The organism is Acidobacteriota bacterium, assembly GCA_016715115.1.
In the GTDB taxonomy this organism is placed as follows: Bacteria; Acidobacteriota; Blastocatellia; order Pyrinomonadales; family Pyrinomonadaceae; genus JAFDVJ01.
Window position 1 is genome coordinate 1,274,061 of sequence record JADKBM010000016.1, and the last position, 23,916, is coordinate 1,297,976.

Annotated in this window: 20 protein-coding genes; 17 read left to right on the forward strand and 3 right to left on the reverse strand. The window is 56.4% G+C overall.

The genetic code is table 11. The annotated features are described in order from the left end of the window. Window positions 1-199 precede the first annotated feature (199 nt). From IPN69_23535 to IPN69_23545, 3 genes are all read left to right on the forward strand, one after another. Entirely contained in the window at window positions 200-1,207 is a 1,008-nt protein-coding gene (locus tag IPN69_23535; GenBank protein ID MBK8813682.1) for a hypothetical protein, read from the forward strand. Window positions 1,208-1,480: 273 nt separating this feature from the next. Further along, window positions 1,481-1,681 carry a hypothetical protein gene (locus IPN69_23540; GenBank protein MBK8813683.1) on the forward strand — a complete coding sequence of 67 codons (201 nt, stop codon included), beginning with the start codon at window positions 1,481-1,483 and terminating at the stop codon, window positions 1,679-1,681. A 262-nt stretch (window positions 1,682-1,943) separates the two neighbouring features. Beyond that, a complete protein-coding gene (locus IPN69_23545; protein MBK8813684.1) occupies window positions 1,944-2,354 on the forward strand; it encodes a hypothetical protein in 411 nt (136 codons plus the stop codon). Window positions 2,355-2,447: 93 nt separating this feature from the next. On the opposite strand, the gene IPN69_23550 is transcribed toward IPN69_23545, so the two are convergent. Further along, the gene (locus tag IPN69_23550) at window positions 2,448-3,044 is read right to left on the reverse strand and encodes a hypothetical protein (GenBank protein ID MBK8813685.1); all 597 of its coding nucleotides are present in this window, start codon (window positions 3,042-3,044) and stop codon (window positions 2,448-2,450) included. Between the two features lie 351 nt (window positions 3,045-3,395). Between IPN69_23550 and IPN69_23555 the strand changes: the two genes are divergently transcribed. From IPN69_23555 to IPN69_23620, 14 genes are all read left to right on the forward strand, one after another. Then, window positions 3,396-4,766, forward strand: coding sequence for a tryptophanase (locus tag IPN69_23555; GenBank protein MBK8813686.1), 1,371 nt, complete (start codon window positions 3,396-3,398; stop codon window positions 4,764-4,766). A 527-nt stretch (window positions 4,767-5,293) separates the two neighbouring features. Beyond that, window positions 5,294-6,202 carry a DNA-binding protein gene (locus tag IPN69_23560; GenBank protein MBK8813687.1) on the forward strand — a complete coding sequence of 303 codons (909 nt, stop codon included), beginning with the start codon at window positions 5,294-5,296 and terminating at the stop codon, window positions 6,200-6,202. Window positions 6,203-6,382: 180 nt separating this feature from the next. Continuing rightward, entirely contained in the window at window positions 6,383-7,063 is a 681-nt protein-coding gene (locus IPN69_23565) for a phosphoribosyltransferase (GenBank protein MBK8813688.1), read from the forward strand. A gap of 4 nt (window positions 7,064-7,067) precedes the next feature. Beyond that, on the forward strand, window positions 7,068-8,423 hold the full coding sequence (locus IPN69_23570) for an erythromycin esterase family protein (GenBank protein MBK8813689.1): 1,356 nt from the start codon (window positions 7,068-7,070) through the stop codon (window positions 8,421-8,423). 1 nt (window position 8,424) lies between these two features. Then, window positions 8,425-9,084, forward strand: coding sequence for a dienelactone hydrolase family protein (locus IPN69_23575; protein MBK8813690.1), 660 nt, complete (start codon window positions 8,425-8,427; stop codon window positions 9,082-9,084). Window positions 9,085-9,403: 319 nt separating this feature from the next. Next, entirely contained in the window at window positions 9,404-10,129 is a 726-nt protein-coding gene (locus tag IPN69_23580) for a nuclear transport factor 2 family protein (GenBank protein MBK8813691.1), read from the forward strand. Window positions 10,130-10,142: 13 nt separating this feature from the next. Beyond that, window positions 10,143-10,910 (forward strand): hypothetical protein, encoded by a 768-nt coding sequence (locus IPN69_23585; GenBank protein ID MBK8813692.1) that lies wholly within the window; start codon window positions 10,143-10,145, stop codon window positions 10,908-10,910. Window positions 10,911-10,928: 18 nt separating this feature from the next. Then, window positions 10,929-11,570 carry a hypothetical protein gene (locus IPN69_23590; GenBank protein ID MBK8813693.1) on the forward strand — a complete coding sequence of 214 codons (642 nt, stop codon included), beginning with the start codon at window positions 10,929-10,931 and terminating at the stop codon, window positions 11,568-11,570. Continuing rightward, window positions 11,528-12,349, forward strand: a complete 822-nt coding sequence (locus tag IPN69_23595) for a hypothetical protein (GenBank protein MBK8813694.1) — start codon at window positions 11,528-11,530, stop codon at window positions 12,347-12,349. The genes IPN69_23590 and IPN69_23595 overlap by 43 nt, the downstream gene beginning before the upstream one ends. Window positions 12,350-12,450: 101 nt before the next feature. Next, a complete protein-coding gene (locus IPN69_23600) occupies window positions 12,451-13,566 on the forward strand; it encodes a M15 family metallopeptidase (protein ID MBK8813695.1) in 1,116 nt (371 codons plus the stop codon). Window positions 13,567-13,635: 69 nt separating this feature from the next. Continuing rightward, window positions 13,636-16,143 carry an FHA domain-containing protein gene (locus IPN69_23605; protein ID MBK8813696.1) on the forward strand — a complete coding sequence of 836 codons (2,508 nt, stop codon included), beginning with the start codon at window positions 13,636-13,638 and terminating at the stop codon, window positions 16,141-16,143. Window positions 16,144-16,191: 48 nt separating this feature from the next. Next, window positions 16,192-17,133 carry a hypothetical protein gene (locus IPN69_23610; GenBank protein MBK8813697.1) on the forward strand — a complete coding sequence of 314 codons (942 nt, stop codon included), beginning with the start codon at window positions 16,192-16,194 and terminating at the stop codon, window positions 17,131-17,133. Between the two features lie 52 nt (window positions 17,134-17,185). After that, window positions 17,186-19,660, forward strand: a complete 2,475-nt coding sequence (locus IPN69_23615; GenBank protein MBK8813698.1) for an SUMF1/EgtB/PvdO family nonheme iron enzyme — start codon at window positions 17,186-17,188, stop codon at window positions 19,658-19,660. Window positions 19,661-19,939: 279 nt separating this feature from the next. Further along, window positions 19,940-21,433, forward strand: a complete 1,494-nt coding sequence (locus IPN69_23620) for a hypothetical protein (GenBank protein ID MBK8813699.1) — start codon at window positions 19,940-19,942, stop codon at window positions 21,431-21,433. A gap of 63 nt (window positions 21,434-21,496) precedes the next feature. Here the strand turns inward: IPN69_23620 and IPN69_23625 are convergent, their stop codons facing one another. Then, window positions 21,497-22,570: an SH3 domain-containing protein gene (locus tag IPN69_23625; GenBank protein ID MBK8813700.1), complete on the reverse strand. Its 1,074-nt coding sequence runs from the start codon at window positions 22,568-22,570 to the stop codon at window positions 21,497-21,499. A gap of 28 nt (window positions 22,571-22,598) precedes the next feature. Further along, window positions 22,599-23,909 carry a tetratricopeptide repeat protein gene (locus tag IPN69_23630; protein MBK8813701.1) on the reverse strand — a complete coding sequence of 437 codons (1,311 nt, stop codon included), beginning with the start codon at window positions 23,907-23,909 and terminating at the stop codon, window positions 22,599-22,601. Window positions 23,910-23,916: the final 7 nt, after the last annotated feature.

Below are 23,916 nucleotides of genomic sequence, written 5' to 3' on the forward strand. Positions count from 1 at the left end.
CCATCTCATTCTCCCCGATCGGGCGCCGCGGCAAGAATCTATTTCTATTCGGCTGAATTGGTCCGAGAATTCAAATGAGTTTTCGGACCGACCTAAAGAGCCATTCAGGACGTTGCCCTGCTGAATCCGCGTGCGGCAACGCACGGACAGAGGCTGAATAGTCTGATCAAATCAAAGTAGACCAAGGAGTTGGAAAATCATGCGAACAATAATACTGACCGCGACGATCGTCATAACGACCCTAATGTTGATGGCCTGCAATTCGACCCGGTCCGATGAATCGACTGCGCCTCTACCCGATTCGAGAACGATCGCTGAAGCCGATATCGATACTGACATCGACGGCGAATATGCGCGAGAAAATTTGGACCTGAACGCCGTTGGCGTACTGCTGGAAAAATCCAAGAACGCGGAGAATTTCGAACACCTGCTCAATACCGACAATCGTGTAAACAACCTCGATCTTAATGGGGACGGATACGCCGACTATATCAGCGTTGCGGAATATGAAGACCGTGACACCAATCAACGCGGCTTTACGCTCTTCGACAGATTCGGTGCCGACGACATTCAGGAGATAGCGAGAATATGCTTTGACCGTGACCGCATCGAAAATCGCGGAGCCAGAATCTTGCTGACCGGCAACGAACAACTTTACGGCGATAATTATTACTACGAAGCCAATTGGCTGGACAAGAGCTTGGACATTGTCAGTTGGGCGTTCGGCGACCGTTCCGAGTACTATCATTCACCCTACTATTACGATAATTACCCTAATAATTACAATGTCTATCGCGTTATCGAAACGCCCGTTTACCGGACTCGAATTCAGGAGTATTATCCTCAGCCCATTTTCATACGAACGAAAACTCCTTCGATCACGATCATCAAAATAAAATCCTCTTACAAAGACAGGTCGACCAATCGGATCTTCGCCAAGCTGGCAAAACCGAGCAAAGAACAAAAGGAGTTTAGAAAATCCAATCCCAAAAGACGCGATTTCGTTGATAAAGTTAAAAGAAACGATCCGTCAAGAAAGCCCGAAAAAAGGGCCGACAAGAAGCGTGACCAGAGTAATGAACGATCCGTGGACAACGATAAGAGATCCGACAATCCGGGCAAACAAAAGATCGGCGAAAGGAAGAACCAGAAGCCGCCCAAACCAAATAACCGCGGGAAGAGCGGCAAAAAAGGTAAAGGGAGATAGCTCGCAAGATCTTGACGACGAATACACGACAAGTGAACAGAGGTTGGGATAAAGCCGAAGCATTAGCCGGAGAAGTCGGTGAAAACGCGGGCGGCATTCAACCGGACACGAAGACCAAAGCCGACGATTCGCGCGACGCGATAACGCTTCGCTGACGGAAATAGCCGGAGAAAGGAAACCGCGGCTGAAGATGAGATATTTCGGCAAACAGTTCAGTCAAGCAAAAATGGCGATCATAAAGCTTGAGGTTTGAGTTTTGAGAGAGGAAATTTTATGGAACACAGTTCGCATAGTCACGAAACGCCAATTTTCTGGGTCGTCACCGCCGTTGCCTTGGTAACGACGGTGGTCATAATCGCAGTTTTTATCTGGTTTGTTTACATTGGTCACGAGCCTCTTGAGCCCGTTCACGATGAGAATCCTCACGCAGCAGCAACGAGTATTTTTCGACAGCCGAGTTTTTTGAAGGTTTAACCGATTCTCAAGATCGTCCCGACCGGCGGAGTTTCGCTCAGACGGCGGCTGATCTCATTTGGCCCCACGGTGGCCGGGCCGACTCGATTGATGTGAAGGCGATTCGCGAAGGCAATGTCCAAATCGTCACCAGGCGGGTATGCCGATTCGTTGAAAGTGTCCGCGGCGCTCCGGCCGGTTTGGTTAATGCTCAAAGGAGAAGGGAGCTTTTGGGGCAACCAAATCCCCCACCAAACATCAAAAACTGGACTGAAAAACTGAAATGAAAAGACTAACAAACAATCCCCTTTTCGTCATCGTTCTAACTTTCGTCCTGTTTGCCGCGGCCGGATCGGTCTCGGCCCAGACCGACGTGACACCGAAGAAGCGGCTCACAAGCCCGGCCACCGTCAAAGGTTACATCGGGGGCGAGGCGCACAACAGCTATGTCATCCGGGCGCGCAAAGGCCAGACGCTGACCGTAAATATCTCGTGGCGGCGCGTCGATGATAACCGCGCCGAATTCTCGATAAGCCGTTCGGCGAATTTCTACGCGGGCGGCTTGGTCAAATTCGGCAAGACGTCGAACGACGGAAAACGTTGGAGCGGAAAAATTCCGAAAACGGGAAACTACTATATTTACGTCGTCGCCTATCCGACCGCGAATTACACACTGAAGGTCGACGTGCGTTAAACCCGGAATCCGTCTTGGCGCGTTTTTGCCCGCGAATCTCCGCGAATCCGCGCCAATAGATTGAACCGGCGGTGCGCGGCCAAACGGACGCCGTCATTTTCGTCCTGAGTTGAGCCTGATGCCGAGCGAAAGAAGCGTCAGAAAGCTCTGAAATGCCAGGTCAAGAGCATTGAAGAGTATCCACGCGACCGGTTCGACCTGACGGACACGAAACGGAAAGCCGCTCGCCCGGGATGGACCGATGACGAGATCGATGTGCTCGCCGTCGAGGGTTTGAATTACCCAAAGCCAAGGCGCGAATTGCGGCATTGCAAGCCCGAGTCCAATGAGTTCAAAAAAAACGAAGACGGCAACGAGAAGCAAAGATGCGGAAGACCGGTATCCGAATCTCCAGTGTTGCGCTCCGCCGCCCGCGACGTATCCGGCGAAAGTGCCGGTGATCAGTCCGACCAGAATTCCCTGAACTCCGGGAAACAATCCGTTATCGAAACGCCAGTAGCCGACAATAGCCCCGCACCCGGCGGCAAACAGCAATCCTTTCCAGATCGCCGCCAGCGACGCCTTCGAACTGACCCGGTTTATGTCGTCCGCGTTCATAACGTTCCCAATACCGTAGGTCCCAACCATTCGCGCTATACCCATTTTACCCGTAAAGGGAGTCTCTTTCCCGCGAAACAAGACATTTTTCATTTTTTTCGCGTACGTCGCGTTTTTCTCGGGAAGTTCGAAATAATATATTGGTCACAAGGGTATTTCCTATGATTGGCCGACGATTTGACAGTGGCAGATTCAGAGAATTCCCGCTCTTTGCGCGAAGATCCGGCTTTGGATCGCTCGGATGCTCGATTCGCACATTCTCCGGCAAATCCGGAAAAGGTAATTCTTGAATTCAGACCGATCCTCAAGTGTCCCGTTTTGAGATTTGAAATTTTCATTTCTTGGATGAATGATTCGATCTTGATCTGGAGCGCGAGCCGTATGGTTGCGAAGCGGTGCAAATCTGTGAGAAGGTCGATTTATGAGGGGGCCTTTGGATAGATTATGAAGACGATCATTGAACCATTCAGGATCAAGGTAGTGGAACCATTGAAGTTGACGACCCGCGATCAGCGACTGAAATTGATCAAGGACGCTGACCTGAACCCTTTTCGCCTCGATGCCAAGTCCGTTCTGATAGATCTGCTGACGGATTCGGGAACTTCGGCGATGAGTATTTACCAATGGGCCGGCATTATGCGCGGCGATGAAAGCTACGCCGGTTCGACGAGTTTTGACTCGTTTCAAAAGTCCGTTCATAGATTGTTCGGCCATCAGTTCGTCATCCCGACTCACCAGGGCCGCGCCGCCGAGAGATTGCTTTGCGACGCCGTGCTGAGCGAAGGCGACATTGTGCCCGGAAACACGCATTTTGATACGACGCGTGCCAACATTGAGAATTCGGGCGCTGAGGCGCTCGATATTCCGGTAGCCGAGGCGAGAGATCCGCAGAACCTGCATCCGTTCAAAGGCAATATTGATCTGGCCTTGCTTGCAGAATGCCTCGAGAAAAATCCGGATAAAGTGCCTTTTGTTCTGATCACGATCACGAATAATTCAGCCGGAGGCCATCCGGTCAGTTTGGAAAATATCAAGGCGGCGAGGAAGATCTGCGACCAATATAAAGTCCCGCTGTTTCTCGACGCGGCTCGGTTTGCGGAGAATGCTTGGTTTATCAAGATTCGTGAAGAAGGTCAGGGCCACCGGTCGGCCACCGAGATCGCCAAGGAGGTCTTTTCGTATTCCGACGGCGCTTTGATGAGTATGAAAAAAGACGCGTTCGGCAATATCGGCGGCGTGCTTTCCGTGAATTCGGCGGATTGGGCGGCGAAGATCCGGACCAATTTGATTATGACCGAGGGCTTTCCAACTTACGGAGGTCTTGCCGGAAGGGACCTCGAAGCCCTTGCGATCGGTCTCGAAGAGGTTCTGGAAGAAGACTATCTGGAATATCGAATCAGATCGACCGCCTATGTCGGCGAGCATCTTGCGCAGACGGGCGTACCGGTTGTTCAGCCATTCGGAGGGCACGCCATCTACCTCGATGGCCGGCGTTTTTGCGATCACCTGTCAAATGAATCGCTGCCGGGTTGGGCGTTGTCAGTTGCTCTATATGAAGAACTTGGAGTTCGTGCATGCGAGATCGGGAATGTTATGTTCGGGCATAGAGATGCCAAAACCGGAGGCTGGGTGTGGCCCGATCTGGACCTGGTCCGGCTCGCGATCCCGAGGCGCGTCTATACCCAAAGCCATATGGATTACGTTATTGAAGGAATCAAGGAACTCTATGAAAAACGACAATCGATCCGAGGGTTGCGTTTCACGGAACGCCCGGAAGTGTTGCCTCATTTTTCGGCTCGATTCGAATTTCTTTAGAACTGAGGATCTTCCCTTTTCAATCGCCGTCCGAGCCTCGCTATTCAGGCTCCGGCCGGCATTTTCGCTAACGGTCGCCTGACAGGATCGCTGATCGATCCGATCGACGGTTTGATGGTGTCCGTGCATCGAAACGTGTCAAGGTGTAGCGGTCACGGTCCGGCGCGCTCCGGCAAGCGACTCCATCCCTTGCAAAAACACCCGCTCCTGACGTTGTTTTTCCCAGTCTGATTACGGCGACTCTACGCAAAGTTACAAAATCGCCCGTTTCTTGCCGTTTTCAAAGGCACGGGTTTTGCAGTCACAATAATTGTCGAAGCAGTTTTGACGCATTTTGTGGGTTGGTACGCGTTCCGCGAAATCCGATCGTTGAATCTGCTCTGCAGAGCAATTTGAAATTGCTTTTCGAACCGAAAAAAGTGCGATTGGCTCGCAAACGAAGCACCGATCGGCCAAGTGACATCGTACGATCCTGCGGTTGTTTTTGTTATCCGCCGGCCGCCGGGATCGAACTGAAGAGGTGCAATATGGAAGCCGCGATGCGCGAAATGAACGCCTACAACGCGAGGATAGCGTCCAAGTTGGATGAAGTCGCCGAAATACTTGGGCTTCAGGGAGCGAATCAGTTTCGGATCGGCGCATATCTGCGCGCCGCCGATATGATCCGAAAACTCGACCGGCCGCTTGACGAGATCGTCGAAGAGCGGGGACTAGCGGGCCTCGACGACTTGCCCGGGATCGGACAAACGCTGGCGGGATTGCTTTTCCAGATCGTCAAAACAGGCCGGCTTCCGATGCTCGACCGACTTCGCGGTTCGGTCGATCCGTTGCTGACGCTTTCATCCGTACCGGGCGTCGGACGCAAGTTCGCGAAGTTGCTGCACGAGGAACTTGGCATTGACTCGCTTCAAGAACTCGAATTGGCAGCTTACGACGGACGCCTGGCGCGGATCAGGGGATTCGGCGCGAAACGCATCGCCGGCGTCCGGGACTCGCTTGCCGCGAGGCTAGGACGTGTTCCGAAAGGCCACGGAGACTCCGGTTCGGACGAACCTCCGATCTCCGAGATTCTCGACGTCGATCGCGAATACCGCGAAAAGGCCGATGCCGGCACGCTCCACAAGATCGCGCCTCAGCGTTTCAATCCCGGGCAGAAAGCGTGGCTGCCCGTGCTTCATACCGTTCGGAGAGGCCATCATTATACTGTGCTTTTCTCGAACACCGCTCGGGCGCACGAGCTCGGAAAAACCGACGATTGGGTCGTGGTCTACTACGATACCGATCACGCGCAGCGCCAATTCACGGTCGTCGACGCGACGCGCGGCGAGTTTGCAGGCAAACGGATCGTGCGCGGACGCGAGACCGAATGTCTCGATTACTATGCGGGCCCGACCGGCGTCGATCGTCCTCCGGATCGTATCGAGACGACGGATTGACGTTTACGACCGAAGATCCGGTCTGCGCGCTATTTCCAGGAATCTGCGGATTTTCCCCCGCTTCCCGCAGGTTCCCGTCAACTGCGCCCGGCGCCAAATGTAATTTTCACAGCAGTTAGAGCTAGTGATCGATTGGCACGTCAGTTGCGCGATTGATTTTAGAAGCCGGAGGTAACGGAGATGTTCCGAACATTTGAAAACCGTGAAGAGGCCGGCGCGGATTTGGCCGAGAGGCTATCGGAGTTTGCGGGCCGCACTGACGCGATCGTACTGGGACTGCCGCGCGGCGGCGTTCCGGTCGCGTTCGAGGTGGCGACTAGACTCCGCCTGCCGCTCGACGTTTTCGTCGTTCGCAAACTCGGCGTTCCGTGGCAGCCCGAACTCGCGTTCGGCGCGATCGCGACCGGCGGCACACGAGTTCTGAACGACGGCATCGTCCGCTCCTGCCAAATCAGCGAAGAACAGATCGAAGCCGTCACAGCGTTCGAACGCGAAGAGATTGTCCGCCGTGAAGCCGATTATCGTGGACTGCGTCCGCCGCCGAGGTTGAAAGGAAAGGCCGTTATTTTGGTCGACGACGGACTCGCAACGGGCGCGACAATGCGGGCGGCCGTCCAGGCTGTCCGCGCGAAGCACCCGGCACGAATCGTTGTCGGAGTTCCGGTGGGCGCCGCCGAGACCTGTCGAGAACTCGACGAGATGTCCGACGTGAAGTGCGTTTGCTCGGCGACGCCCGAGCCCTTTTACGGCGTCGGTATGTGGTATCGCGATTTTTCGCAGACGACCGACGACGAGGTCCTCGATCTGCTGGCGCGAGCCGAAGCGATCGGGCAAAACGGCCAAGCGACTGTTGCGAGGTGACGGTATGGCGTTCGGATACGAACTTGAACTGATCGATGACGTGGTCCGAGGCGAGAGGTTCGAACTGCGCGCCGGCGAGGTGAGCGACTATGATCCGTTGCTTGATGCAATCGGCGACCGGCGTTTCGTCCTGATCGGCGAGGCTTCCCACGGCACACACGAGTTCTATCGCGAACGCGCGCAGATCACAAAACGGCTGATCGAGGAAAAAGGTTTCGATGCGGTTGCCGTCGAGGCGGACTTCCCTGACGCATATCGCGTCAATCGATACGTCCGCGGCGACGGTGCCGACACCGACGCCGTCGGGTCTCTCGGCGGATTCAAACGCTTTCCCGCCTGGATGTGGCGAAATGCCGATGTCCTCGACTTCATCGGCTGGCTTCGAATTCATAACGACGATCTCGACAAAGGCTCTGCAAAGGTCGGATTCTATGGTCTTGATCTCTACAGCCTTCATTCATCGATCGAGGCCGTGCTCAGCTACCTCGACAGGGTCGATCAGGAAGCCGCGAAAACAGCGCGCTCGCGCTACGCCTGTTTTGACCATTTCGGCGAGGACACCCAAGCATACGGTTACGCGACGGCGTTCGGGATCGCGGAATCCTGCGAGCGCGAGGTGGTGTCGCAGCTCATCGACCTCAACCGGCGTGCCGCCGACCTCGCCCGGCGCGACGGCCGCGTCGCCCGCGACGATTACTTTTTTGCCGCGCAGAACGCCCGGCTGGTGAAAAACGCCGAACAGTATTACCGGACGATGTACCGCAGCGACGTCTCTTCCTGGAATCTCCGTGACCGGCATATGTCCGAAACGCTCGCCGAACTCGATCATTTCATTTCAAACGAAAACAAGCGCCCGGCGCGGATCGTCGTTTGGGAGCATAACTCTCATCTCGGCGACGCGCGGGCGACCGAAATGGGACGCCGCGGCGAATGGAACGTCGGCCAACTGACGCGCGAACGCTATGGAAACGCTTGTTACCTGGTCGGATTCACGACTTACACGGGGACGGTCACGGCCACGTCGAACTGGGACGAACCGGCCCAGCGGAAACTGGTCCGACCGGCTCTCAGCGGAAGCGTCGAGGAGATGTTCCATCGCGTCGGTGCCAATAGATTCTTGCTGATCCCGCGCATCGGCACGAGATCGTATGAAGCGCTCGGGAACGACCTTTTGGAGCGCGCGATCGGCGTCATCTACCGCCCCGAAACCGAACGGCAGAGCCATTACTTCGCGGCGCGGGTTTCGGCGCAGTTCGACGCGGTCATACATATTGATGAAACGCGGGCGGTCGAGCCGCTCGAACGCACCGTCGCGTTCGACCCGAGCGAGGCACCCGAGACGTTTCCGACCGGATTTTGATATGGAAAATGAAGTGACAACCGTCCGCGAGGTCCGGATACCGTCGGGCAATGTCGTTTTGGAAGGCGATCTCGCGATACCGCCGGAGGCAAAGGGAATTGTCGTCTTCGCCCACGGTTCGGGCAGCAGCCGGAAGAGCGTCCGAAACCGTTATGTTGCCGAGATCATTCAAAAAGCGGGAATTGCGACGCTCCTTTTCGATCTGCTTACACGTGACGAGGAAATCGCCGAAATGTACACGCGCCACCTTAGGTTCGACATCGGGCTATTGGCCGGGAGATTGCTCGATGCGGTCGACTGGTTGAAGACGTTGGCGGAAACGAAAGACCTCAGAATCGGCCTCTTCGGAGCGAGCACCGGCGGCGCGGCAGCCCTCGTCGCGGCGGCCCGGGCGACGGACGCGATCGGGGCCGTGGTCTCGCGCGGCGGCCGGCCTGACCTTGCCGGCGACAGCCTCGCAAAAGTTCGCGCACCGGTCCTGCTGATCGTCGGCGGCAACGACGGCATCGTCATCGGCCTCAACGAATCGGCAGCGTCCCAACTGAACTGCGAACCCGAGCTGAAGATCGTTCCCGGCGCGACGCACCTTTTCGAAGAGCCCGGAACGCTCGAAGAGGTGGCACGGCTAGCGGCGGAATTCTTCCGTGAAAAGATCGGGTAAAGTGCGCGTGGTGGGCCGTTCGCACCATCTGCGACGCAAATCCCGGGACATCAGCGAATGGCGCCGGCGAACGGTGCGTCAAATGAGAGCCACCGTCGTGGATTTTCTCGCGACAGACGGATCAACTATGGGAAATCCCGCAGTTCCCGGCGTCGAAACCGAAATCAACGGAAATTTCCGATTTTGTTGCAAAACAAGCAGATAAAGCGGTGCGCGATTCCCTTTTCAGTTGATCTTCCAAGTGTGAACCATTTGGAATCGGTTGCGGACTGAACTTTGCGTCAGAGTATTCGCGAAATCCGCACATCGCTAATTGCTTATGAAAAAATGCCCAAGTTGCGGCCGGTTTTTCGATGGTGATAACGACTTTTGCCTTGACGACGGCAGTCCGCTTGAGAACTCGGCAACCCCGGCATCATCGCCGGCCCCGACAGTGCCGTATATCCCGACCGTCGCCGGCATAGGGCACAAATCAACCGGCACGGGAATCTATTTTGTCGTTGGCGCGATGGGGTTGGTCATTTTGTCTTTATCGATCGTGATCTATGCCCTGGCCTTCCGAGCACCGTCGCCGTCGGCGCAAGATGCGGTGGAAAAAGCGGTGAGCGCCCCGAACAAGGCGGTCGCGGCATCGACGCCCGATGTGAACACCGCAATTGGGTCGCCGGAAACGCCGCCGTTGAGCGCAGAAGCCGTGCGCGGCTTGCTCGCCCGTTGGGAAAAGTCACAGAACGAGCGGAGTTTCGCCGCCTACAAGAACTGCTACGCGCAGCAGTTTTTCGGGATCAAGCGGACGAAAAGCGGCCGCCAATCACGGATGAACTACGGCGTCTGGATGAATGACCGGTCTAAAATGTTCAGGAACGTGATCGATGTCGCGGTCGATGATCCGCAGATCACCGTTGAGGGCGATTCCGCGACGGTCGTCTTTATTCAACGGTTTCGATCAGTCAATTACGAAGATACCGGTCAAAAGACATTGAAATTGAAGATGCTTCCGGAAGGCGCACGGATCGTCTTCGAAGAATTGAAATACGTCTATTAACAGGTGGTGGCCTATGAGAACATGTCCCAAATGCGGCCAGGTCTTCTACGATGACAACGACTTTTGCGTCGATGACGGGATGCCGCTGGTCGCGGCTTTCGACGTCAGCCAGAGCCGTATGGTGGTACCTCTCGAAAGCGTTCCGTCGCGTGAAGTTCCGACGCAATTCGCGTTACCGGTGCAGCCACACGCTCCGCCGGCCGCGAACAATTCACTTCTTTACGCCGTGATCGGAATGCTGGCAGTGATCATCGTCGGGATGGGGGCGTATTTCTATGGATCGAAATCCGGCGAACACGAAACCGTCCGCCAGACTCAGATCGAGAGCAGTCCCGCGGCCGATGTTTCGCCACCTGCCGCGAACGCGGCCTCGCCGACCGTCAAGCCGGCGGCAAACAATCCCTCGACGTATGCTATGAATGTCGCAGCCGCGGACAATCGGCCGGCTATGAACACGGCGCCGCTTCCGAGCGGCTTTCGACTGACGCGCAACTTCAATCAGACCTTCGGCGGTACGGCCGACAACGATTCGATCACGATGCGGCTCCAACGGAGCGGTTCCTCGCTAGGCGGGCGCGTCTTCAGCCGGAGGTCGTCGACGGAAATCACGGTGTCCGGATCGATCGGCAACGACGGGTGGTTCGAGATGAATGAATACAGCGACATCAACGTCGTGACCGGCGTTTACTCCGGGCGGATCGGCCAAGATGGATCGATGAGCGGAACCTGGACCCGGCCCGACGGAAGCAAGCCGCGCTCCTTTTATTTGACCGCAAAATAGTTTTTCAAGAGAAACTATATGAGACAATGCCCGCAATGCGGCTCTTACTTTGAAGACGACAATCAATTCTGCCAAAACGACGGATCGGTGCTGTTTGTCGCGAGTTCCCCGTCACTCTCGAATGAAGTGCCGACCGTCGTGTTCACACAACCGCCGACGCCGGCGGCGCAACCGGCGAATTCCGCCAAATGGCTCATTCCCGTGATCGGTCTGCTCGGAGCCTTGGTGGTGATCTTCGGCTATATTGCGTTCTTCAGGAGTCCTCCGCCGGTCGCAAATCAACCGCCCGAGAGCGAGAACAAAACCGTCGTAAAGTCATCTGAAAAAGCCCAACCGACTCCGACCAAGGCCGTAAGCACACCACAAACACCGACTCCTCGCGAACGTCCGCCGATCATCACCTCGCGGATGAAATTCAACAAGGGGGAGATCACCCACGTCGAACGCGGCGGAATCGCCGATGGCGGTCAACGAATTTTCCTGCTCAAATGCCGCTATGGGCAGACCTTGAATGCGAGCGTCATCTCCGATAATGACTGCGTGACTTTTGACAACGATTCAACGAGCCTCGGTTTTATGACGGTCGACGGCGACAATCGGATCAATCTGAAGAACAAATGCGGACCGACGAATTTCAGCGTCTCGGTCACGATTCGATGACGAATATGAAGAAATGCCCAAAATGCAACCAGCTTTTCGAAGAGGAGAACATATTCTGCCTTGAGGATGGAACGCCGCTCGTTCCCGCGGTTGAGCCCGCGCCGACCGTTTCCTTTCCTCTGTCCGGTGAAGTGCCGACGCAGTTTGTTCCGCACCCGGTCGCCGCCCCGCAAACTGCGGCTGGAGGCCAGTCGAAATGGCTCTATCTCGTCATCGGCGTGCTCTCGACGGCGTTGATCGCGGTGACACTATTCTTGGTGATGCGCCCGGGTCAGGAATCGTCGAAAGCCGGCAATACCGAAACTGGACCGGCGGCACAGGGCGCGAATGATTCTTCCTTGAATCCAAAGGCGAACTCAAGCCCGACCCCCGGGACCGTTTCTGCCACGCCGCCGACCAATGCCAACACCGGTTTCCAAAAGCCGGTCGATCCTTCGATTACCCCGGCGGGAGCGTGGTCCGGCGATTGGAAATCGAAAACGACGGACTTCTCCGCCCGGGCCAGTTTCGCCGACGACAACGGGAAGGTCAGCGGTCAGATCGTATGGACGCTGGAACGGACGTCGAATCCGAAGAAGATCGACAAGGTCGGGTTGACCGCCGTCGAATACGTCCAGGGAACCTACAATCCGGTGACGCGCCAACTCTCTCTGCGGGGCGTGCGCAAAGACGATCCGAACGGTTTGGTCATTCTGGACCGGTACAATCTCTCGCTCGCGGAGAACAACCGCACGATGAGCGGACGGAGCATCAATGGCAATTTCGTGCTCCGGCGATGATTCACAGAACGGGATTGAGTGAGAACGTTCAAAACCGGGTAGAAGTTGGGCATCGGCCGGAAATGGTCAGATTGAATAGAAGCGTAATGTGACTTAATGCGATGAACAGGAATTTCTTGATCACGATATCTGCGGCGCTCTTCGCGATCGGCGTCTTTGCGGCCTGTTTGAACCCCGTTGCCCGAAAGCCGTCGGATTTTGAGGGCGCAAAGATCGAAAGTCCGGCGGTGCCAAGTGAGATCACGAACATCGTCACGTTGCCGACGCCCGAAACGGCGGTTCAACAGGACGGACTTGTCGAACTCGTCAAACTCGACAACACCATCAAACTCGACATCCGATACGCGACGGCGAACAACTTCGTCGGCCGGATCATTTACAAAGAAGCGCGTGCATTCCTTCAAAGACCGGCGGCGGACTCGCTGGTTCGGATCCACCAGAGATTGCGGAAACGCGATCTCGGACTTGTAGTATTCGATGGTTACCGCCCGCTTTCTGCTACAAAGCTATTCTGGGAAGTCACTCCGCCCGAAAAGAAGAAGTACGTCGCCAATCCGAAAAACGGCTCGCGGCACAACCGCGGCTGCGCGGTCGATCTGGGCCTTTTTGACATCGAAACGGGAGCAAATCTCGAAATGCCGACCGATTTCGACGATTTCACCGCCCGTGCGGCGATCGATTACTCCGGCGCGACGGAAACGCAAAAGAAAAACCGCGAAACCCTGCGTGCGGCGATGGAAGAGGACGGATTTCGGGTCCTTCCGTCCGAATGGTGGCACTTCGATTTTCAGCGCTGCCCCGAAACACGGGCTTTGGATATTCAGTTTTCGGAAATCGGAAAGAGTCGTGACAGTATCTTGCAACCGGAAATCGCGGAGCTTTTCAAAAAGATCGTCGAACAGATCCGCCAGCCGAATTTCCATACGAGCGATACGGTTTTTGTGTCGCTGAGCGGTTTTGTTTACGAGCTCTCAACCGGAGATTTGAAGCATTCCGTAGATAAGTCTCCGAAAAGATGCGGCAACGTCGTCGATGTCAGCCAAACTTTGCTTGACAAGGATATGCGGGGACTTGCCGGCGGCGGCTCGTTGTGGCGTTTGAGCCGAGGAAACTGGGAACAGATCGGTGCAGATGAGAGCATCGGCTATCAATACGACGAGCTTCTGAAGATCGGCGTCTCGAAAGCGACGCTTAAATGTCTCGGAATCGCGCCGTGACCGTCAAATCGAAAGGAGTAAGATAATGAACCGGGAATTCGCCGTCAGAGAGTCGCGCTCAAAGTACCTATGCCAAGCCTGATCGCGGTCAACAATCAGATATACGAACTGAACACGGGCAAAACCATCGTCGGCCGCGATGTGCTGCAGTGCCAGATAGTCCTTGACCAACCATTCATCTCGCGGTTGCAGGCGGTGATCGAGGTCCGTGCCGACGGACAAAGCGTGATCCAGAATATGAGCAGCCGTCAATCGACGTTCGTCAATGGCGCCCCGATCGACGCCTGTTTTTTGAATGACGGCGACCGGGTCGAGTTCGGGATCGGGCAGACGATCGTCTTTGCCTTCAGGGGAGCGAATCAGGCGCGGGCCTTCGACCCGCACGTTTCGGCAAGCTCGATCCCGGTCGAAGCGCTGTCCGGCGACCGAACGGTTGCCTGGCACCAGCCGCCGACCGCGACCAGTGTCTTCCGGGTCGAGCTGACGTCGCGGCTCCGCATCGGACGCGCGCCGGACAACGAGATCGTGCTCGATGCCCCCGGCGTCTCGCGTCATCACGCGGAACTGACCTACCAAGGCGGCGAGCAGCCGATAATTTCAGATCTCGGAAGCACCAACGGGACGTTCGTCAATGGCGATGTCCTTCGCTCTCCGCGGCTCCTTCAACCATCGGATTGGGTCACGATCGGCGGATTCTTGCTTGCCGTCAACGGCCGCGACGTCCGTAAACAAGATCTGAGCGCGAGCCGTCTCGCGGCTTACCAGGTCAGCAAAAGCTACGGCGACAAGACAGTTTTGCAGGACGTCTCGATCGCTCTCTATCCGCGAGAGTTCGTCGGTTTGATGGGCGCGTCGGGATGCGGGAAATCGACCCTGATGGATGCGTTGAACGGTATGCGGCCGGCGTCGAGCGGCGCGGTCTACGTCAACGATCTTGATCTCTACACCAACTTCGATCTTCTGCGCCGTTCGATCGGCTACGTGCCGCAGCGCGACATTCTTCACGAGGCGCTGACGGTCGAGCGAACGCTGTTCTTCGCCGCCAAGATGCGGCTTCCGTCGGGAACCATTGGCGCACAGATCGACGAGGTCGTGGGCGAAGTGATCCAAACGGTCGGACTCGAAGACCAGCGCCACAACCAGTTCCGGCAACTCTCAGGCGGTCAGCAAAAACGCCTGAGCCTCGGGATCGAATTGATCACCAAGCCCAATTTCCTTTTTCTGGACGAGCCGACATCGCCGCTCGACCCGGAGACGACGGAGAATATGATGCTCTTGTTCCGTAAACTTGCGGACGAAGGGCGCATCGTCGTGATGGTCACGCACAAGTTCGAGAAGTTCAACTCGATGCACCACGTCGCGTTGCTGACCAAGGGCGGCCGACTGGCCTTTTTCGGGCCGCCGCAGGAATCGCTTCGATATTTCAATTGCCAGGAACCAACGGAGATCTACCGTCGGCTCGGCGAGCGGACTCCGGAAGAAGCGAGCACCGCGTTCCAAAGATCGCCGCAATTCCAAAGATACGTCGCGAGCCGCTTCAGCGAAATGCAGGAGATGATGAGCGGCGGACTGAGTCTTGGCGGCCAGATCCGACAGACCGGCGCCGAACGGAATTTCGGTTTCGGGCAATGGTGGACACTGACGCAGCGCTGCCTCGAGATAAAACTCAAGGATTTTCGGAACACGATCCTGCTTCTGGCACAGGCGCCGATCGTCGCGCTCATTCTGTCGGTCATCACCGACGACACGCCGAACGACGGCCGGACGATTTTCATTGCCGCGGTCATCGCGATGTGGCTTGGGGCGAACAACGCGATCCGTGAAATCGTTTCGGAATCAGGCGTCTATGGCCGGGAACGGCTGGTCAACCTGAAAATACCGTCGTACGTGATGTCGAAGTTTACGATCCTGAGCGGCATCGGATTGATCCAGTGCTTTCTATTCGTCGTCATCCTGACACAGTTTGAACGGTTTTCGTCGGTCGATCTGCCGATGCTGACGCTGATCCTGTACCTGACTTTGCTTGCCGGCGCAGCGATCGGGCTCTTTTTCTCGGCGCTCGTTTCGTCGACCGAAAAGGCGATGAGCATTCTGCCGCTGATTCTCATTCCGCAACTGCTTCTGAGCGGGTTTCTGAAACCGCTCGACGACCTTTACGTCAATCTGCGAACGAGCAAGCCGGCGACCGTCGCCGAATACGACAAGTTCAAGCGCGAGGAAAAAGATCCGCCGAAGGTGAATCCGAACAATCCGACCGAAATTCCGAAGATCGCCGATCCGGTTCAAAAATCCGAAGGCCTCGGGGGCGTCAAGCCCTTTGCGGCGCTGATGACCGCGCGTTGGACGATCGACGCGCTTGCCCATCAGGTTTCGATAAACGACCTCAAAGCCCGCGACGATCTGGCGGCGCGGATGACGGTCGAAGAATACCAAAACGTCCTCGACAAGAGATCGGATTCGGCGATCTCGGACGCGTATGGGAGTCGGGTCCAAAAGGATCTTTTTGTTCTGGCGCTGTTCAGCATCCTGTTTCTGATCCTGACAATGGCGGCGTTAAAACGAAAGGACGCGCTCTAGAAAGGTCCATTCGGATCGTGAAACGGGGCCGTGATCGGCTGAAAATCAATGAAGAAATTGTTGCTTTCAATCATCGTGTTCCTTGGGCTGACGACGATCGTTGAGGCTCAGCGCGGCATTTCCGCCGTCGCGCTTGTCCCGGAAAAATCGGCCGTCGTGCTTCGCGTCGATTGGGCAGTTGTCCGGACGAGTGATAAGTTGCGCCCGATCGTCAACGGCGACAGTTTCTCGCGAGCCGTCGGGCAGATCGGACTCGATGAAACGCGTGTCTCGGAATGGGTCGTTTTTACCGACATCAACCCGACGTCTTCCCGGAAAATGGGAATGGTCGTTGCCGGGAACTTCAACGCCCGGAGCATCGTCCGGTTTGCGCGTTCGAAGGATTGGAGAGCCGAACGGATCGGCGCCGGCACGGCCTATGTCGATCCGGCGGACGGTTCGTATGTCCTGCCGGTTCGCGATGGACTCGTCGCCGTCGGCACGAAGGAAGCCATCGGGAAAGTTCAAGACATTCTCGCGCGTCCGCGCAATTCGATAGTCGGCAAACAGCCGTTCGCGTCCGTTTGGAGACAGATCGCCGCGGAACGCAGGCCGATAATGTTCTTTGCAGGGATTCCGGAGGATTATGAACTCGTAGCCGGGATCGCCTTCAAGGTGCTGAACAAGTTGCTCGACCTGGCGAGTTTCGGTATCCTCGGAACAATTTTCGATACGATCGGTCTGGTGCGTTCTTTCGGTTACGCGGTGTCTTACGAGAGAGGGGTATTTCCAACCGAATTGGTCGCGAAGCTCGACAGCGAAGCCAAAGCCTGGATCGCCGCCAACGCGATTGAACTGTTAAAGAAAACCCCGTCAGCGCTCGGGATCAAACCGCAGAACGATTCGGACAAAAAGATGTTCGATGCGCTCCGGAAAATGTCGGCAAGTTACAATGGGGATTCACTTCGATTGAAGTTTGAGATGCCGGAGGCTTGGGCGATGCGGCGGTGACAGCAGTGTTTCTCAGAATTTGAAATCGATCGGGCATCCCAAAAATAACAACATGTTTTGTCCAAAATGCGGAGTCGAAAACCTGAACACCAGCAAGTTCTGCAAGAAATGCGGAAAGCCGTTGCCTGACCCTTCGCGGATCAGGCAAACGACACCGGCAGGATCGCCGCGACCTGCGGGATTGATCGGGCAGGTGTTGGATGGGAAATACCGGATCGACGGAAAGCTCGGTTCGGGCGGAATGGGCGACGTCTATCGCGCGACGCGTTTGCTGATCGGCGATACGGTCGCGATCAAGATCCTTCACGCGCATCTCGCGCGAGATGCGCAGGCCGCCGAGCGGTTCCGGCGCGAGGCGGTCGCGGCCACGCAGTTGAGGCATCGCAATATCGTCGCGCTTTACGACGTCGGCATCTCGGCGGCGCACAACGTGCCGTTCATCTTGATGGAGCTTGCCGAGGGATTCTCGCTTCGTCAGATCATAAGCCAGTATCGCGTGCTGCCTCTCGATTTTGTCGTGACGGCAACGGCCCAGGTTTGCGCGGCGCTCGACGAAGCGCACCGTCTGGGTATCGTGCACAGAGATATCAAGCCAGAGAACATCATCGCCAATCAAACGACGAACGGGTGGCAGGTCAAGGTTCTCGATTTCGGAATCGCGAAACTATACAACCAAACGGAGATCGGCCTGACGCAGGACGGCAGCGCGATGGGCACGCCGCAGTATATGTCGCCCGAGCAATGTATGGGCGAGCAGCTCGACGGGCGAAGCGACGTCTACAGCGTCGGGATCCTGATCTACGAAATGCTCGCCGGAACGGTGCCGTTCAAATCACCGGCGGCCTCGGCGATCGCGGTTCACCAGGTGCAGACCCCGCCACCGCTTTTGCGGACGCACAACGAAAACGTCGCCCCGCAGATCGAAGCCGTCGTTATGCGCGCGCTCGAAAAGCGTCGCGAAGCCCGTCCGCAGACGGCCCAGCAACTCTCGCAGGAACTGATAAAGGCAGCAACGTTCGCGTTCAAAGCGGGTTTGGCAAACGTTTCAGCGACGCCGATCGCGGCGCCGGACGTGAAGCGCGAATTCGACGCCGAGCTGATCTCGTCCGGCAGTGAAAGATCCGAGGCCGGCGGAGCGCTAAGCTCCGCGGCGAGCGAAAGCGAAGATCTCGAAGCGCCCGGCGCTTCCGGGACCGAAGATAAGGAGCCGCAGAAAATAACGCCGGTCGCCCTTACATCGGACGACGCTGCTTCAGCTCCCGTTCCGGAACCCGCAACGGAAATGCCCGCGACAGACTCGATCACGGTGCGGGACGAAGAACCAAAGAAAAGAAAGCCGAAGAAGAAATCGGATCCGGCGACAGACACCGTTACCGAACCTCCGGTCGAGGCGCGAAAAGAGGAAATGGCGCTGGTCTTCGAGGACGTCGAGCATCTTCTGGATGAACTATTGCCCGATGAGCACCGGGCCTTCGAAGAACAACCCGGACCTGTCGGCAAACCCACGGTCGAAATCGAGAACATTGCCCCGATCGGAAAGCCCGAAGATAGTCTTCCGGTGCCGAAAGGTCAGACCCAGACGGCAGTCGCCCAAGAACCCGAACCGGCAGCCGCTCCGATCCCGCCGGTCGCGGCCGCACCCGTCCAAGCCGTTTACGCTGAAGAAGCGCAATCGTCGACCGAAGCGACGACGAAAGGCTTCGCGAAATATGTGATCATCGGAGGCATCGGACTCGCAGTGATCGTCCTCATCGGAGCCGCGTTTTTCGGATACTATTTCCTCGGCGGCCAAATGACGAATCCGCCGAATGCGACCAACTCCGCCAATCCGGCGACGGATCCGAACAAACCGCCTGCCGGAATGGGCTACGTGCCGGGCGGCGAGTTCACGATGGGCACGGACGACAAGAATGCCGATGAATTCTCGCGGCCGGGGCACAAGGTCACCGTCAAAGCGTTCTTTATGGATCTGACGGAAGTGACCAATGAAGAGTACAAGAAGTTCGTCGACGCCGCGGGCTTCAAACCACCGCCACAATGGAAGAATGGCACCTATCCCGAAGGAAATGCGAAGTTCCCGGTAACCGGCGTCGATTGGGACGCGGCCGTGGCTTACGCAAAATGGGCGGGAAAGCGCCTTCCGACAGAAGAAGAATGGGAATTCGCCGCCCGCGGAACGGACGGCCGAAACTATCCGTGGGGCAATGAGTGGAAGAGCGAGTTGGCCAACGTCAAAGGCCGGATCGGCGGCGTGACCGAGGTCGGAAAATCGCCCGGCAAATCGCCGTTCGGAATGGTCGATATGATCGGCAACGTCTGGGAATGGACGTCGTCCGACATAAAGGCATACCCGAACGGAAAGATGATTCCGACGCAGTCAATTGAACCGAAGATGATCCGTGGAGGTTTTTGGGGCAGCTCAGAAGACAGCAAAGTGACGACCACCTTTCGAGTTTCGTATGGGGCACGGAATGCGAAAGACGGCTATCCGAATATGGGGTTCAGATGCGTAAAGGACATTCAATAGGTTCAAGAAAGTTCGCGATAAAGGCGGTCGTCGTCACGGTTGTGATCCTGATTTGCAGCCTGACGGGGTTTGCACAAGGCGAGGACGGAGACGTGATCAGGGAGCCGAAAAAGACAACGACGACAAAGCAAAAGCCGAAGTCTCCACAAAAGCCAAGAAAACCAAAGCCGGCTGTGAAAACCAAAGCCGGCTGTAAAGAAAGACACCAAACAGCAGCCGAAAACTACGCGAATCGCCTACGCGGACCTCGTCGTCATCACCAATGACGGTGGCAGCGAAGTGTTTATTTCAGGCAAGAACGGCAATGTCTTCGACGGACAGGAATCGGCCGAAACCGACGAGTATGGAAATCTGGAGGTCACCGATCTTCCGGTCGGGAGCTACACGATCATCATCCGCAAGGAAGGGTTCTTCGACGAAGAGCGGAAGATCACCCTCAAAGGCGGAATCCAAAACTCGGCCAACTTTACCCTTCGGCCCCGGGGCGCTTTCTTGTCGGTGAGTTCGAGCGTCGAACGCGCGGCGATCGAGATCGAAAACGTCGGTGACTTTGAAGGCGACATCGATAACCTGCTCGTCAGTCCGGGCACGTACCGGGTGAGCGTTTACAAAAACGGCTATCTGCCCGAAACGCGAACCATCTCGTTGAGCACGGCCGGACAAAAGGAGGCGTTGATATTCTCGCTCAAGCCGGTTTCGCTTATCGAACTCCTCGATTATTCGGCCTCAAGGATCGCCAACGGCGACTATTCCGGTTCGACCAATAGCGCCAGAAAGGCTCTTGCTATCGAACCGGACAATATTCGCGCCAACCTTTTGGCCGGGCTCGGATACTTCCAAGGCTCGAATCCTGAGGACGGAGTTCCCTTCCTCAGCCGAACGCTCGGCAACGGGGCGACCGTATCGCTGCCCGTCAGGATCTTCAACAAGGAGGGCGGCAATCTGCAGCTGGTTTCGGGCAGTTTCAGTTTTACCGGCAACGCACTGCAACTTACGGTTCCGGGTCGCCCGAACTTGAACTTTACGATCATCAAAAATCAGGAGATCGAGTATTTCGAAAAGATTGACGAATTCGGGATAACACATATCAACCTCAAGGGCCGCGGCGATTTCAACGGCAAGTCGGATAAGCGTCTCGTACGTATCTATCCAACCTCCGCAAACGTAAAGGCCAGCCGCAAGGAACTGCAATGCTCCGACCGATGCCGATCGGAAGAGGCCGCTTTTTACGAATTGCTGAAACGATGGATAAGCGGCAGTTTCGGAAACCCGCGAACCGGACTCTGGGCGGTCATTTATCCGTCGGAGGATTTTCTGAGCGTTGGGGCGGCGGATTTTTCGGTAAAATTCCCAAACAATTGGCAATTGCTGAAAAACGATAACAACCAGATCCTCGTCGCGCCCGCCGGCAGTTTTGTCAGCAGCCAGAACGTATATCGCTACTCTCACGGCGCGGAATTTAACGTTTGGAACAATCCGAATCGGCTTCAACTATCCGCCGCGACCGATGAATTGCTGAGACTGGCTTTGGCAAGGAACGATTTTCTTCAGAAGACCGGCACTTCGTTTTCGAAACACCGTGAGGGCGCGGTCATTGTCAATCAGTTGCAAGGGCTCTCGCCTTTCACCAAAAGATCGGTTTTGCTCACGTTCTACACAATGATGATGCCGAACGGCGGCGTCTTTTTTGCCTTCACCGCGGTTACCCCGGAAGACCAGGCTGAACACGCTGCGATCTTCCGGAGGATTATCAATTCGGTAAAGTTTCGATGATCCGGACAAGGCGCTCAGCGTATGTCCGGAAGCCAAAACGTTCGCCCGTCCCGGAAAACGCAACTACCGGAGGAAAGCGGCGTAAGCCCATCCTCGTTGCCCGCCCTCCGTCTGGACGTAGGCGAAATTTGAATACAGGCTCTTGAACGACTCGTAATTTGACGAATACTCGATGATGTAGACTCGTTCACCTTGGTAGAGATTACGGATCTTAGACGAACTTTGGGTCGGTCCGCTTCGCAGGACGAGTTTGCCCGTTGTGCTGTAAGCCTCGCTTCCGCCCGGCGGAGGCGGCGCTTTGGGAGCCGGATTGACCCCAAACGTCTGACGCGATCGGTTGTCCGCGGTGTTCGACGCGGCCTTGGCGGTGACCGGAAGGGTCTCCGACTTCAAGGCGTCGCCGTTGTCGGCACGCGAACCGCTTTTTACCTGAAATGCCCAGAACTTATGTTTCCCTTCATTGAGATAACCGTCGAGCAAGGCGAAAGCGTACCTGCCGGTTGCCAATCCGCTCGGAACGCGCAGACGCTTCATCTCGGGTTTGCCTTCGACGGGCGCCGCCTGAAAGTCGACGTGTTTCAAGCTTCCGTCATCCTTGATCGAATCAAGTTGAATGAGCCGCAAATCGTTGACCGGGACCTCTTTGCCGTCGGAATAAAGTACCATCGAAGGGTTCGCCTCGAGCGCCGGGAGCGAATCGTCCTTCAGCAATTGATCGCGCGCCGTTAATCCGTTCGTAAAATCCTGTTTGCGGACCTCCGCGAGCGAATCGCCGTTTCGGGCAAACAACCCAAGATGATCCGGGAGCGGATCAGACGCCGAATTACGGCCCGAGAACAAATAAAATCCACCGGCCGCGGCAACCAGCACGAGCAACCCGATGATCCCAACCAACAAAGTGCTTGAGGGACCGCTTCGATGACGCTGCTCGCCCGTGAATTGCATCGCCGGCGCGATCGGACCGGAGTTGAACGCCTGCGCCTGGCCGATCGGAAAAACGGCCGTCTCGACCGAATCGATCGGCGCCTGAAACTGCACGGTCGGCGGCGGTAACGCATCCGGCGAGACACTGGCACCGCAGTTTACGCAGAAGACGTTTTCCGGTTCGTTGATCGTTTGACAGTTTGGACAGTTCATAATCACAACTCCCATTCAGGTTTCGTCGTCATTCCGACTCATAACTCGCCATATTTCGGGCTTCTTCAAGCTGCTTTCGGATCTTCTCGAGATTCATTTCAGCAGCTCCGACCGCGTCCGGTGCCAGAACCTGCTCGAATTCAGAAACGGCCGTTTGATATTCGTAGTTCTCCAGCGCGATGCTCCCGAGCCAGGCGTGGGGCCGCGCCCACTTCGGCGCAAGTTCAACGGCTTTGCGGTAGTGCGCAAGCGCGTCGGGGTAGCTCTTTTGATAATAGTAAGAAGTTCCGATGTTGTTGTAAGGAATCGGCCACTTGGGATCGCGCTCGACCGCCTGGCGCAACCAGGTTCGGGCGGTGTCGTAATCTCTGCGCTCGTTGAAGATCAGACCGATCCCGTTAAGTGGCAACGCCCATTTCTTGTCCAGATCGGCCGACTTTTTCCATTGTTCGATCGCCTGGTCCTTCTGTTCCAAAAGATAGTGAACCCGGCCCTTGCAATAGGCCGCTTTCGCGGCGACCTGATTTTCTGACGGCCGCATATCGACCGCCCATTCCAGCATCTTCACGGCGTCCTGCCATTCCTCAACACGTTTTTCCGTGATTCCAGGTTCAAGGACGGTTTTGAGAAGTTCCTTCGGCCGGTCGGTGAGTATCGGATAAAGCCGGTCCTCGAATTTTGCGAGTACTTTCGGGTCGGCGCCCTGTTGTTTGAGCTGCTTGTAAAATTCGTAGGCGTTCTCTCCCGCCGGTTCAAGTATCTTGTTGCCGGTGATGGCTTTGTCGAGTTTTGATTCGGCCGGATGGGGCAGCGTCAAATACCAATAGGCGCCGCCGCCGAGAACTGCGGCCAGCATAACGCCGATGACGGCGAGCAGATTCGTCTGGCTCTTGCGGCTGCCCGCGCCAGATTGTGATCCGCCGGGCCCGTTGAAGATCGGCGGCACGAACGTCGGCGACGCCACGGCGACGGTTTCTCCAGATGGCGGCGGATGGCTCTGGCTCGCGAAATCCTTTGCGGCGATCGGTTGCCCTCCGGATGAAAGAGGATGGATCTCCATTTTAGGAAAGCTGAACGGCGGCAGCGGTTCTTGAGAGGACGCGGAAACACCGAGCGCCGTTCCGCATTTCTTGCAGAACTTCGAGTTGCCGCGGTTCGCGAGACCGCACGAGACGCACTCGGCGATCATATCGGGGGACAGCGCAGATGTCGGCTGAGCGAATCTCGCCTGAACGACCGTTTCCTGTTCGGCATCGTTTTCGGCAAGCATCGTCCCGTCATTCAGGCAAAAGAGGTAATCCTCGGGGAAAACGCTGTTGCATTGCGGACAAGTTCTCATAAATCAA